Source organism: Gluconobacter sphaericus (genome assembly GCF_016757795.1).
Taxonomy (GTDB): Bacteria; Pseudomonadota; Alphaproteobacteria; order Acetobacterales; family Acetobacteraceae; genus Gluconobacter; species Gluconobacter sphaericus.
This window is the reverse complement of the sequence record NZ_CP068419.1, coordinates 1,989,110-2,001,060: the sequence shown is the minus strand read 5'-3', so window position 1 is coordinate 2,001,060 and position 11,951 is coordinate 1,989,110. Positions and strand designations below refer to the sequence as shown.

The window sequence follows — 11,951 nt, the reverse complement described above, 5'->3', positions numbered from 1 at the left end:
TGTCATGACATCCACCCGCATCAAGGTCGCCCGCGCCTCCATCGTGCTGAGTGTGGTGGTGCTGGCCATCAAATACGCGGCCTATATGGTCTCGGGCTCGGAAGCGCTGCTTTCGGACGCGATCGAGACCATCCTGAATGTGGTCGCGGCCGTCGGCACGCTCTGGGCCATGTCCGTTGCCGCCATGCCTGCCGACGACAACCACCCCTATGGTCACGGCAAGGCGGAATATCTCTCCGCCGTCATCGAAGGCGTGCTGGTCGTCCTCACTGCCATCGGCATTCTGGTCATAGCCATCCATGACTGGCGCCACCCCGAGCCGGTCGACGCGCCTTTCGCGGGTGTGGCGCTTAATGCACTGGCCGGGCTAGTCAATCTCGCCTGGGGTCGCACCCTGATCACCGTCGGACGCAAACAGTCCTCACAGGCCCTCCAGGCCGCGGGCGAGCATGTCGTGTCGGATGTCTGGGCAACGATCGCACTCGTGATCGGCGTCTCGCTAATCCCGCTGCTTAAATGGGACCGCCTTGATGCCGTGCTATCCGCACTGGTGGCACTGAACGTCATGCGCGCGGGCTTCTCCATGATGAAGCACTCCCTGTCCGGGCTGATGGACGAAGCGCCCTCCCCCGAGCAGATGGACGCGGTCAAAGCTGTCATTTCCAAAAGCGCCACGGGTGCGCTTGAGGCCCATGATCTGCGCATCCGTAAGGTCGGCGCACTGTCTTTCGTGGAGTTCCACCTCGTGGTCCCGAGCATGCTCACGGTCCATGATGCCCATGAGATCTGCGACCAGATAGAAGCCGCCATCCGTTCCGAACTCGGCCGCGCCTCCATCCACATCCATGTCGAACCCGAAGACAAGGCCAAGCATTCCGGCGCGCTCGTCCTGAATTAGGCTGAAGCGGGCCACGGCCGGGACACCTTTGGGGAAGCCGCTGCAGATTGTGCGGTTTATGACACAGTCACGGACAGATTCAGCTGTCCACGCCCCAGCGCCCGAGAACCCTTGACCCCTTTCCTGTGTTAATGGCAGGTGCAGAACATCAGCGCGCGGGCCTGAACCGGGCGTCTCTTCCACACCCCGCCCCTCCCGGACGTTCGAATATTGGCTGATACACCGCCTCCTTCACCCGTCGCCGCCGTCCCGCCCGAACCTCCGCTCCAGGAAGCCCACTCCTCGCAGCACGCCATGCGCCACAAGGACCGTATCCTGCATCTGCGACGCTCGGCGAAGGTCACAACGCAACAATGGCGTCGCACGGCGGTCTACTGGTTGGGTGCGGTTCTGGTCGGCATCATAGCGGTCCTGTTCGCCCGGCTGGGTGACTGGGCGGCGGGGGTGCGCCATCAGATTGTGGACTGGCACCCCACCGCCATGCTGGTTGTAGCTCCCGCAGGACTCGCCCTTATTACCTGGGCCACACGCACCATCTTCAAGGGAGCACAGGGCTCCGGCATTCCACAGACAATCGCGACGCTGCATATCGAGAACGTTACCGTCGTGGACCGCGTGCTGTCCCTCAAGACGTCTCTTGGCAAGATCCTGCTGACATCTTTCGGGATAATCTGCGGCGCCTCCATCGGCCGTGAAGGCCCAAGCGTTCAGGTTGGCGCGTCCATCATGCACGCTTTCTCCCGTCTGCTCGGACAATCAAACATCACCGCACGACGCAGCATGATCCTGGCCGGCGGGGCTGCCGGCATGGCCGCTGCCTTCAACACGCCGCTCGCGGGAATCATGTTCGCCATCGAAGAACTGTCCCACTCCTTCGAGCAGAAGGCCTCGGGACGTACCCTGACCGTCGTTGTCCTGTCCGGTGTCACCGCCATCGCGCTAATCGGCAACTACACCTATTTTGGCCATGCAGATGTGGACGTGCCGGTCGGCACGGCATGGATCGCGGTGCTGACCTGCGGCATTCTCGGCGGCCTCGCAGGAGGCAGCTTCTCGGCCCTTCTCATCAAGGCCTCTCGCGGCATTCCCGGACGTGTCGGGCAGTTCGCTGCCAAACGCCCTATCGCCTTTGCCGCAGCCTGCGGCTTTGTTCTGGCCCTGATCGGCCTTGTCTCCAAGGGCGCGACTTATGGCACGGGCTATGATCAGGCCCGCGCCATTTTCAACGGGACCGAGCACTACCCGGCCTCGTTCTTCATCCTCAAATATCTGGCGATGATCGTCTCGTATTGCTCGGGCATCCCGGGCGGCATGTTCGCGCCCTCACTCGCCATCGGGGCGGGGATCGGCGGCTGGGTGGAGCAGTTCCTGCCCCACACGACACCCGGCGCGGTCGTATTGCTTGGCACGGTGGCGTATTTCTGTGGCATGTCGCAGTCGCCGCTGACAGCAACGATCATCGTCATGGAAATGTGCGACAACCAGCAGGTCACGCTGGCGCTTCTGGCCACGTCCTTCCTGGCCTTCGGCGTCTCGAAAATGATCTGTCCGCATTCACTGTATAGCAGCCTGGCCGACCGCTTCATGGAAGCCAATGACCGTGGTACCCGCCACAATCATTCGCCGCCGAAAGACAATAAACCAGTGTCCTGATCTCTCAGGACACTGGTCACAAACTTACGGTTCACTAAGTAGGGAATGGGTTGCAGCGTCATGCTCAACAGCGCACATTCCCGCCTCAGGAGCCGGAGCCGTTCCCTGCATAACCAGTAGTTCCTGCCGCGCCGCCGCCAGATCGTCCTGAAGTTCCGGCCGCGCCAGCAGCACGTCCATCAGCGAGGAGGCGTTCAGGTACCCGGCCTGAACATCCGACTTCCAGTGCGCCCCGCAGACGATCCGGCTTTCCCCGAACACACGCCCGCGCTGGAGAATAGCCGAGGCATGTTCCGGCATCAGATGCGCCAGAAGCAGCGCCATCCCGTATCCCGCCGTCGTATGACCTGACGGATAGGACGCGTTTAGCCCAAGTCCCTCGGAAGACGTGCAGATCGGCAGGTTCGTGCCCACGAACGGCCGCGTACGGTGCCAGTATTTCTTCACGTCCGAAGTCCGGTGCCCAACGGCATGGCGGATGCGCTCCAGCACGCGGACCAGATGCGGTGCCTTGGCCAGATCAATCTCGAAACCTGCAGCACAGGAGAAATCCCGGACCAGATGCGCCGGATCCAGATCCGCATCGTTCTGCGCCAGTTTCCAGCGGGGCGTATCCTTCAGCGCACGCGTGACATGAAACACCCGATCATCATCACTCTGCGCAGCACTTCCGGGCGCAGGCGGTGGAGCCAGCACGAGGCGTTCGTCCGGTGCAGCACTGTCAGGCAGAATGCCGTTCTGGGCAGTAGCGGGCGTATGCGCCGCAGGTGCGCAGGCGGAAAGAACAGTCGCACACAGGAGCAGTGCAGCGGGCAGACGAAAGGCAGGGCGCATAAGCCGGAAAATCCTGTCAAGAAAACGGAATGAGGGACCAGTCCGTATCCTTAACGTTCACTACTGCGGGCGCGAAGGCTTTTACGTGTGAAACTCTTATGAGACTGTCTCGGAACAAACACCCCAAAGTCACCACAGGATCTTCATGACACCTGATTCACCCCGTGTCTCCATCCGCTACTGCACGCAATGCAACTGGCTGCTCCGCTCGGGCTGGATGGCGCAGGAACTGCTCTCCACCTTTGGTCAGGCCCTGGGCGAAGTTGCGCTCATTCCCGATACGGGCGGCCGATTCGAAATTCATGTGAATGAAACGCTGATCTGGGAACGCAAGCGCGACGGCGGCTTCCCCGGCCCCAAGGAACTGAAACAGCGTGTCAGGGACATCATTGCTCCAGAACGCGACCTCGGTCACACGGACCGCTGAGGCACAATCCGATCAGGGCATTGTCTCGAAAGCCTGCCTGACCCGGTCCAGACTGTAGGGTTTAGAAACAAACAACCCGCGCACCGGCAGCCGGACCTGATCCGCAGGCATGTCGGCGGAGGTCAGAATGATCTTCACGAGAGGCCAGCGTTTCGGAGCCATGTCAGCCAGTTTCTGGCCGTCTTCACCGCCTGGCAAATGAATATCCGCGAACAGATAACGGATCGTCGGGTCCGTTTCGAGAAGCACAATAGCCTCTGCCGTCGTACGCGCGCTCAGGGTCCTGAAACCGGCATTCGCGAAATAATCCTCCGTCATCATACGGATGAAGACAATGTCTTCGACGATGAGGATCGTGAATCGTGTGTCAGGATCCTCCGGCATATAAAAAACGGTCTCCGGTGTGTCTCAGGCCGTCGCAAGCGACAGGATGGGAGCGGTCAGATCTGCACATAAACCCGTCGGGGCGTAGTGAAGTTCCGTTTTCCCGTGCCGTCCCAGTCCAGCCTTCAGAAGGCGCACGCCAAAGCCGGTCCGTGCGGGTGGCGTAACCTGCGGTCCTCCGGCCTCACGCCACTGCAATGACATGACAGCCCCTTCGCCGGTGCCTGTCGTCGTCCAGTGCAGGGACACCGTCCCCTCGGCAACACTCAGTGCACCGTATTTCATGGCGTTCGTCGCCAGTTCATGCAGCAGCATCGAGAAAGACGTCGCTGTATCCGGACCCAGCTTCAGAAACGCCCCCGAGACCTGAACCCTGTTCTCCACGCCCAGCGGCGTCAGCACACCCTGAACCAGGCTCGCCAGATCCGTAGACTGCCAGTTCCGGCGCATCAGCAGATCATGTGCTGCACTCAGCGCTACCAGGCGGGACGTAAAGGTCGTGAGTGGCCCCTGGTCATCCACGCTGCGGAACCCCTGATGGGCCAGACTCTGCACGATGCTCAGCGTATTCTTCAGACGATGCAGGATTTCATGATTGACGATCTCCTGCCGTGTCTCGGCATCCCACTCATCCAGCGCCGCAAAAATCCGGTCCGCGGCCGCCCGGATGAAAGATGTCTCGTCCAGCGTCCATTCCCGCGGAAGCGCGCTATGGACGAACAGACAGCCCGTCAGTTCGCCGTGATCAATTTTCGGGACGATAATCTGCGCCTCGACCTGCATCGCACGACAGGCTTCACGCTCCTCGCGCATCCAGGATGGACTGGAGAGGTCGTCCAGAATAAGGACGGCGCCACTACGCAGGAGATCCGAAGTCCGGCGGAAGGCCTTGAAGGAGAGTTCTCCCGAAAGCACCGGCATCCCCGGCGCGCACCACCCCTGATCGATGGTAAAGAGTTCGTCACGCACCGTAACGGTCGCAAACCCGACACGCTGCACCTCCAGCCGCTGCCCCAGGAGCTGGCCAGACTTCGTCAGCGCCTCTCTGCGCGTCGTGGCCATACGCAGGGCATCGCCCACCGCCAGAAGGGTTGTCAGACGGCTGGTCGCATTCCGCTCAGGCGTGATGTCCTGGATTGTCCCGATCAGGCGGACGGGACGCCCGGCCTCATCACGGTCCAGCACCCCCTGACGCAGGACCCAGCGTTCCCGCTGGTCATCCGCCCGCACCACGCGATATTCAAGTTTCAGCGGTGCCGATCCGTCCAGCAACTGCGACAAAACCGGGATCTGCGGCTTATCGTCTTCATGCACCTGCCCCACCCACTGTCGCGCCGTTATGACATCCGTGACGGGCAGGCCGATAATGCGGCAGACTTCCGGGGAAACGGTGATGTCCCCGCTGGTCAGATCATATTCATAGATTCCGACCCCGCCGGCTGCACCGGCGGCCTGCTGGATAGCGTATTTTTCTAGGGTTTGCCGACGTTCCGCCTCTGCCTGTCTGGCCTGCCTGGTGGCCCGCTCCCTACGAATCTGCTGCGCCGTCAGACGCCGCTCCTGCGCCACCGTTTCCCGACGCATCTCCATCAGCCGCATGGCCTGACGCGCCAGAGCCGCCAGTCCGCTATTTTCCGCCTGCGACAGACCCTGCGGACGTGTCTGATGATCCACAACGCACAGCGTGCCGAAAACCTCGTCTTCTACGGTGAACAGCGGATAGCCTGCATAAAAGCGCAGGCCCGGTGCCCCACAGACGAGACCGTTCTTCCGCGTCTCGGGATCGGCCAGCATATCAGGGATTACCACCGGAACCCCGCGCGCAATGACAGGCGCACATCCCGAATTGGCCAGGGCCCCAGACGGCTGATCCGTACCGACCCGCGCGGAAAACCAAAGCTGGTCCCCGTCGAGAATACTAACCAGCGCGATCGGCGTGCGACAGACAGCCGCTGCCGCGACGGCAATGTCATCAAGGTCGAAATCTGAAAATGCTCTCAGATCCCCGTACATATTCAGATCATCAGGCCGCTCCGCCGGAAGCCGCAGGGCGTCCGGTGAAACCACGGTCTTCACAGGCGCTTTTGAGGCGGGGTCCATGCTGGGCATGAGCGAACATACCGTGTTTCAGGCGCAGCAACAATTCATCAGAAAAGTTGCCGGCCTTTTCAGGCATCAGCCCGCACTGGACAGGTCAATCGCGGCCAGAACACCCTCTTCGGTTCCGAACACCAGAGCCCCGCCCTGCGGCGTGAAACCCAGTGACGTCACCTTGCCCCGCTTCGTGTCCTGTCCGGAGCACAGCGGCAGAACACGCTGGTCGCCTCCGCCGATTTCCGCCAGAACGACCGTTCCGTCCTCATAGCCCGCGGCGATGATGTCCTCTTTCGGATTCGGGCAGACCGCACTGACGAACAGGCCCGGCAGACGTGCCAGTTCGGCCGGAGCCTTGCCCATCGGCCCACCGCCGAAGAACGGCCACAGGATGATTGCATCCGCCCCGGCCGTCGCCAGCCAGCGGCCATTGCGCGTAAACGCCAGCGACTTCACCTGTTTCGGATAGCCGCTCATACGCATATTGTGCCCGTCCGACAGGCGCCAGCCATGCAGATCATTTTCCTGCATGGACGTCACCAGTGCCTCCCCGCCCGGATGGATGGCAATCGCGATATGGCTGCCCTTCCATTCGAACGGCCGCACGGTATCGACCTTCGCCTGCACGAACCAAACCGACGCGCCATTATAGTGTGACGCCGCGATCCGCTTGCCCTTTGCATCGAAAACGATGCCAGTCACGGTCGAAGGATGCTCCAGAACCTTGAGCGTCTCCCGCCCTTCTGCTTTCCGGACCTCGACCTGCTTGCCCGTCGAGAACGCCAGATGGTCTGGCGTGCTCGCCACGCAGTCGATCCAGCGGCGGCCTTCATGCAGGATTTCGCTACGTCCGTCCGCGAACGTCCGGACAAGCTTGCCGTCCTCGCCGCCTGACAGGAACGCATCCGGAGCGCAATCCTTCGCCAGACACAGCCCGCCATCATGCGCTGCGACAACCGTCCAGCTTTCTGGATCCCGCAGACGGTCCCGTGGGATCAGCACAAGCTCCCCGTCCGCCGTCAGCGCTGCAAAGCCGTGACCATCCCGCGAGGAGATGACCTGGACAACCGGGCTCTCGAAGCGGCGCTCTCCACCCCGGTCCGTCAGAAGATCGCCCATCATTCCGCAATGCAACTTTCAAAGCCACGCCGAAGCTGCGGACGGTTGAGATTGCGCCCGATGAACACCAGACGGGAGTCCCGGCTCTCGCCCTCGCGGAACGGACCAATGAAATCGCCATCCGCCATCATGTGCACAGCCTGGAACGCAAAGCGATCCTTCTCGCCCTTGAAATGCAGAATGCCCTTGGCCCGCAGGATGTCTGCTCCCTGCTCCTGAAGGATTGCTCCGATCCAGGCCTGAAAACGGCGCTGATCGATCAGGTCCTTGATGCTCAGGGAAATGCTGGTGATGCCCTCTTCGTGCGAGTGATGCTCGTTCTCGAGAAAGTCCGGCATCGTCTTGAGCGCACGCGTCAGATCGAAGCCACCCCGGTCCAGAATATCCGTCAGCTTCACGCCGCCATGCTGCGCCTCATGGATCTGCGCCACCGCATTGATCTTGCGTAGACGGGCCACGATCTCCTTGCGGCGTTCTTCATCCGCAAGATCGACCTTGTTGAGCACGATCACATCGGCAAACGCGATCTGGTTCACCGCTTCGGGGCTTTCGTCCAACGTTTCCATGACGTTGAACGCATCCACAACCGTCACGACCGCATCCAGACGAGCCTTCTCACGCAGGTTTTCGTCCACGAAGAACGTCTGCGCGACCGGAGCCGGATCGGCCAGCCCGGTGGTCTCGACAATGATACCATCAAAACGGTTCCGCCGGCGCAGCAAACTGCCCAGAATGCGGATCAGATCCCCGCGCACCGTGCAGCAGATGCAGCCGTTGTTCATTTCAAACACTTCCTCATCGGCATCCACGACAAGGTCATTATCGATCCCAAGTTCGCCGAACTCGTTCACGACAACCGCATATTTGCGGCCATGCTCGGCCGTCAGAATATGATTGAGAAGCGTCGTCTTGCCGGCGCCGAGAAAGCCCGTGAGGACCGTTACAGGAACAGTGCCGCTCCGGTCAGACGCAGCAGTCTGGGGGATGGTGTCAGGGGTGCTGGACATAAAGCCTCCGTAATCTGCCTTACGATATAGGCCGGTCCCTGTCCGCTTGAAACCCGTCCCCACCCCGGAATGTCCGATAGGCCAGCGCCAGCCCCAGAAGCAGGAAACCCCAACCGCTCAGGGGCAGGTTCAGGAAGTCCGACGAGGACGCGATCGGCCATTCCTGAATGAACACAGCGGCAAACAGGCCGATCGAAATGGCCGCGCCATTCCGTCCCGGCCAAATCGCCTTCAACCAGGTCGCAATCATCAACACGAACAGGATAAGCCCCGGCACTCCGGCATTGACCAGCGCCTGAAGGTAATGGTTGTGCGGATGCTGCACACAAAGGGACAGCCATCCCTGGTCCGGCATGGTATCAGACAGACCCGCAATTCCATGAAAGGTGGAGGGCGTAGCACAGTAATGCCGGTAGGCATCATAACCCTGCCCGATCCAAGGGTGCGCCTGCGCCATCACGACAGCATGGGTATAGATTTCACCATAGGGCGACTGACCGAAATGCGTGAGTTGCTGCCGTGCCAGCGTCACGAGATGGAAGAAGCTGCCCGGCGAAAATACCCGAGCCACCAGCACTAAAACCGGGAGCATCGCGGCCGCAGCCAGTGCCGCCGGACGCATCGGCCGGTACAGCAACGCACAGACACCAATCCCCAGCAGAGACAGCGCAAGCGGCATCCGCTGCCCGGCCAGAACCATGATACCGACCGCCAGAACCGTGGCCGCACAAAGCCCCAATGTCCGCATCAGACGGCTCCGCGCCCCTTCCGCCGCCGCGCACCCGACCATCAGCAGTGGTAAAATCAAGCGGGACAGAGGTGCCGCAGCCCGTGGATGCGCATAGGGTCCGGTCAGTGTTCCGTCATGAAAGCGCGGAATCCCGAACAGATTGCGCCCGAACACAGCCTGGACCAGCATCTGAAACGCGATATAGATCGCGCACGCACAGGTCAGCCACAACACACGCCGACGCCAGAGCGCATCCTTCAGCAACCAGCAGCCCAAAGCAGCGGCGGCAAGCGGGAACCGGATCGCCAGCAGGGACTGAACCAGCGCCCCGTGCCCCGGTGACGCCCACAGCGTGCACAACACCTGCCAGCCCCACCAGCAGAACGTGGTGATAACCCAAGGCTCCCGGAACCAGTCCCATCCGCCCTGACGTCGCCCGGTCAGAGACGAATGTAGCAGAAGCAGCACGGCCAGAAGATCAAGATCGGCTTCACCCGCCACACGCACATGCGTCAGGGTCAGAGGCAGTACTACGGCGGCCCAGCGGCCGATCCGGGTCAGGACAGAAGGAGAGAAACGCATCTGGCGTGGATGGAAGGTTTCCTGCTGCCATGCAACCACTTACAGTCCGAAGCGCTTTTTCGTTACTGTCTATTTCAAGTGGAGACACTCATGGCATCCGACACCATCCGCATCCCCGGCATCGATACGCCTCTGTCCCGCGTCGCCCTAGGCACCTGGGCCATCGGTGGCTGGATGTGGGGCGGCCCCGATGATGACAACGGTGTCCGCACCATCCATGCTGCCATCGACGAAGGCATCAACCTGATCGACACTGCCCCGGTCTACGGCTTCGGTCATTCCGAGGAAATCGTTGGCCGCGCGCTGGCCGAGAAGCCCCACAAGGCGCATGTCGCTACCAAGCTCGGCCTGCACTGGGTTGGCGAAGACGAAAAGAACATGAAGGTCTTCCGGGATTCACGCCCGGCCCGCATTCGTAAGGAGGTCGAAGACTCGCTCCGCCGTCTGCGCGTGGAAACGATTGACCTCGAGCAGATCCACTGGCCCGACGACAAGACACCGATCGACGAGAGCGCCCGTGAACTCCAGAAGCTCCATCAGGAAGGCAAGATCCGCGCCCTCGGCGTGAGCAATTTTTCGCCCGAACAGATGGACATTTTCCGCGAAGTCGCTCCTCTCGCCACGATCCAGCCCCCGCTAAACCTCTTCGAGCGCACCATCGAAAAGGACATCCTTCCCTACGCCGAAAAGCACAATGCCGTCGTTCTCGCTTACGGCGCCCTCTGCCGCGGCCTGCTGACAGGCAAGATGAACCGCGACACGACCTTTCCGAAAGATGACCTGCGCTCAAACGATCCGAAGTTTCAGAAGCCGAATTTCGAGAAATACCTCGCAGCCGTCGACGAGTTCGAAAAGCTTGCCGAAAAGCGCGGCAAGTCGGTAATGGCCTTCGCCGTTCGCTGGCTTCTCGATCAAGGCCCGATCATCGCCCTGTGGGGTGCCCGCAAACCGGGTCAGGTCTCAGGCGTGAAGGACGTCTTCGGCTGGTCCCTGACCGACGAGGAAAAGAAAGCCGTGGACGATATTCTGGCCCGGCATGTCCCCAACCCCATCGACCCGACCTTCATGGCACCCCCGGCACGGGACTAACCTCAAAGCTGCTGTGGGCGACGCGCGAATGCAATCGCCGCCTGCCGCAGTTCTTCCTGCCGGACACGGGCAGCAGCAACATCGAACAGCGCTGCCCGTTTGCGCCCCTGTTCGCCCAGCCAGGTTCTGAGACCCTCGTCGTCCATCAGACGGCTCAAAGCCTGCTCCAGCGCCCCGGCTTCGTCTGGCGCTGCGAGCAAGGCCGCATCTCCCACCAGGTCAGGCAGCGCACCCACGGGTGACGCAACAACTGCCGCGCCACACCCCATGGCTTCCAGCGCAGTCATGCCAAAAGGCTCTTCCCAGCGACTGGGCACCACCACGACAGCCGCCCCGGCCATCGCCTCCAGCACATCATCATGAGGCCGGTACCCCGTCATCATGACCCCCGCAGCGGCAGCCTGAAGCCGCAGCTTTTCCAGAAATGGTGTTTCCGGTGAATCGGGTCCAAAACGGTCGGCACCCATAATGACAGCCCGCCACCCCGGATACTGCGTCCGGATTGCCCCCCAGGCTCGGACAAATGCATCTACCCCCTTGTCCGCCACAACCCGCCCCGCGAACAGCACCACCTTCTGCCGCAGACCGGCCGTCGGCAATACGGACAGGTCGATACAGTTAGGCTGCACCTCCGTCCTGAGCGGCGCGCATCCTTCACAAAAACGCTTGGTCACCCAGTCCGAAACGCCGCAGACTAGAACATGCTGGGCAAGATCTTCCCTCTGCCGGACAGAGCGCGCGCCGCGCATGGTGCAGGGATCATTATGAAGAATCAGCCTGACAGGCCCGAACCGGGCCAGAAAACGCGCCAGATCAGGCCGATTGTGAATTTCCGTCAAAGCCGGGCGACAAAACCGCATCATCGCCACACAGGCGAGACGCAGACGCCAATTCCGCAAGAGCGGAACCCGGGGCAGAATTAACGGCCTGTATTGCCCGCCGGGCAAAGGCATACCGATCCGTCCAACCCCTGCCACCACATCCGAAAACTGTGCTTTCCGGCTGACAAGAAGGGAAATCGCCCCCGCATGACCCGCCTCATAACGCTCCCGCGGCGGCAGAATGGTCAGGACGGGGTGCTGCATGATGGCCGGATCCTCGTTTAGAAACATTTTGTTGCAGTTTGATCAGTTT

Annotated in this window: 11 protein-coding genes; 4 read left to right on the top strand and 7 right to left on the bottom strand. The window is 61.4% G+C overall.

The annotated features are described in order from the left end of the window. The first annotated feature begins 4 nt into the window (after positions 1 to 4). Positions 5 to 898, top strand: a complete 894-nt coding sequence (locus IGS75_RS09530; RefSeq protein WP_202256694.1) for a cation diffusion facilitator family transporter — start codon at positions 5 to 7, stop codon at positions 896 to 898. A 294-nt stretch (positions 899 to 1,192) separates the two neighbouring features. Further along, on the top strand, positions 1,193 to 2,551 hold the full coding sequence (locus IGS75_RS09525) for a chloride channel protein (protein WP_202258421.1): 1,359 nt from the start codon (positions 1,193 to 1,195) through the stop codon (positions 2,549 to 2,551). Positions 2,552 to 2,575: 24 nt separating this feature from the next. On the opposite strand, the gene IGS75_RS09520 is transcribed toward IGS75_RS09525, so the two are convergent. Beyond that, a complete protein-coding gene (locus IGS75_RS09520; protein ID WP_202256693.1) occupies positions 2,576 to 3,385 on the bottom strand; it encodes an acid phosphatase in 810 nt (269 codons plus the stop codon). 145 nt (positions 3,386 to 3,530) lie between these two features. Here IGS75_RS09520 and IGS75_RS09515 point away from each other — a divergent pair, with 145 nt between their 5' ends. Continuing rightward, positions 3,531 to 3,812 carry a SelT/SelW/SelH family protein gene (locus IGS75_RS09515; RefSeq protein ID WP_202256692.1) on the top strand — a complete coding sequence of 94 codons (282 nt, stop codon included), beginning with the start codon at positions 3,531 to 3,533 and terminating at the stop codon, positions 3,810 to 3,812. A gap of 12 nt (positions 3,813 to 3,824) precedes the next feature. On the opposite strand, the gene IGS75_RS09510 is transcribed toward IGS75_RS09515, so the two are convergent. From IGS75_RS09510 to IGS75_RS09490, 5 genes are all read right to left on the bottom strand, one after another. Beyond that, complete coding sequence (locus IGS75_RS09510) at positions 3,825 to 4,196, bottom strand: response regulator (RefSeq protein WP_202256691.1); 372 nt, start codon at positions 4,194 to 4,196, stop codon at positions 3,825 to 3,827. Positions 4,197 to 4,220: 24 nt separating this feature from the next. Beyond that, positions 4,221 to 6,305, bottom strand: coding sequence for a GAF domain-containing protein (locus tag IGS75_RS09505; RefSeq protein WP_202256690.1), 2,085 nt, complete (start codon positions 6,303 to 6,305; stop codon positions 4,221 to 4,223). Between the two features lie 66 nt (positions 6,306 to 6,371). Then, entirely contained in the window at positions 6,372 to 7,412 is a 1,041-nt protein-coding gene (locus tag IGS75_RS09500) for a WD40 repeat domain-containing protein (RefSeq protein WP_202256689.1), read from the bottom strand. Next, positions 7,409 to 8,416: a CobW family GTP-binding protein gene (locus IGS75_RS09495; protein WP_141349554.1), complete on the bottom strand. Its 1,008-nt coding sequence runs from the start codon at positions 8,414 to 8,416 to the stop codon at positions 7,409 to 7,411. Before IGS75_RS09495 ends, IGS75_RS09500 begins: the two co-directional genes overlap by 4 nt. Positions 8,417 to 8,435: 19 nt before the next feature. After that, the gene (locus IGS75_RS09490) at positions 8,436 to 9,767 is read right to left on the bottom strand and encodes an O-antigen ligase family protein (RefSeq protein ID WP_237468753.1); all 1,332 of its coding nucleotides are present in this window, start codon (positions 9,765 to 9,767) and stop codon (positions 8,436 to 8,438) included. 51 nt (positions 9,768 to 9,818) lie between these two features. Here IGS75_RS09490 and IGS75_RS09485 point away from each other — a divergent pair, with 51 nt between their 5' ends. After that, entirely contained in the window at positions 9,819 to 10,817 is a 999-nt protein-coding gene (locus IGS75_RS09485; protein ID WP_141349552.1) for an aldo/keto reductase, read from the top strand. Between the two features lie 2 nt (positions 10,818 to 10,819). On the opposite strand, the gene IGS75_RS09480 is transcribed toward IGS75_RS09485, so the two are convergent. Then, positions 10,820 to 11,902, bottom strand: coding sequence for a glycosyltransferase family 4 protein (locus IGS75_RS09480; protein WP_237468752.1), 1,083 nt, complete (start codon positions 11,900 to 11,902; stop codon positions 10,820 to 10,822). Positions 11,903 to 11,951 lie beyond the last annotated feature (49 nt).

What these genes read in the sequence shown, in the direction of transcription:
- IGS75_RS09530 (WP_202256694.1), top strand. Translation starts at nt 5, where the DNA reads ATGACATCCACCCGCATCAAGGTCGCCCGCGCCTCCATCGTGCTGAGT.
- IGS75_RS09525 (WP_202258421.1), top strand. Translation starts at nt 1,193, where the DNA reads ATGCGCCACAAGGACCGTATCCTGCATCTGCGACGCTCGGCGAAGGTC.
- IGS75_RS09520 (WP_202256693.1), bottom strand. Translation starts at nt 3,385, where the DNA reads ATGCGCCCTGCCTTTCGTCTGCCCGCTGCACTGCTCCTGTGTGCGACT.
- IGS75_RS09515 (WP_202256692.1), top strand. Translation starts at nt 3,531, where the DNA reads ATGACACCTGATTCACCCCGTGTCTCCATCCGCTACTGCACGCAATGC.
- IGS75_RS09510 (WP_202256691.1), bottom strand. Translation starts at nt 4,196, where the DNA reads ATGCCGGAGGATCCTGACACACGATTCACGATCCTCATCGTCGAAGAC.
- IGS75_RS09505 (WP_202256690.1), bottom strand. Translation starts at nt 6,305, where the DNA reads ATGCCCAGCATGGACCCCGCCTCAAAAGCGCCTGTGAAGACCGTGGTT.
- IGS75_RS09500 (WP_202256689.1), bottom strand. Translation starts at nt 7,412, where the DNA reads ATGATGGGCGATCTTCTGACGGACCGGGGTGGAGAGCGCCGCTTCGAG.
- IGS75_RS09495 (WP_141349554.1), bottom strand. Translation starts at nt 8,416, where the DNA reads ATGTCCAGCACCCCTGACACCATCCCCCAGACTGCTGCGTCTGACCGG.
- IGS75_RS09485 (WP_141349552.1), top strand. Translation starts at nt 9,819, where the DNA reads ATGGCATCCGACACCATCCGCATCCCCGGCATCGATACGCCTCTGTCC.
- IGS75_RS09480 (WP_237468752.1), bottom strand. Translation starts at nt 11,902, where the DNA reads ATGCAGCACCCCGTCCTGACCATTCTGCCGCCGCGGGAGCGTTATGAG.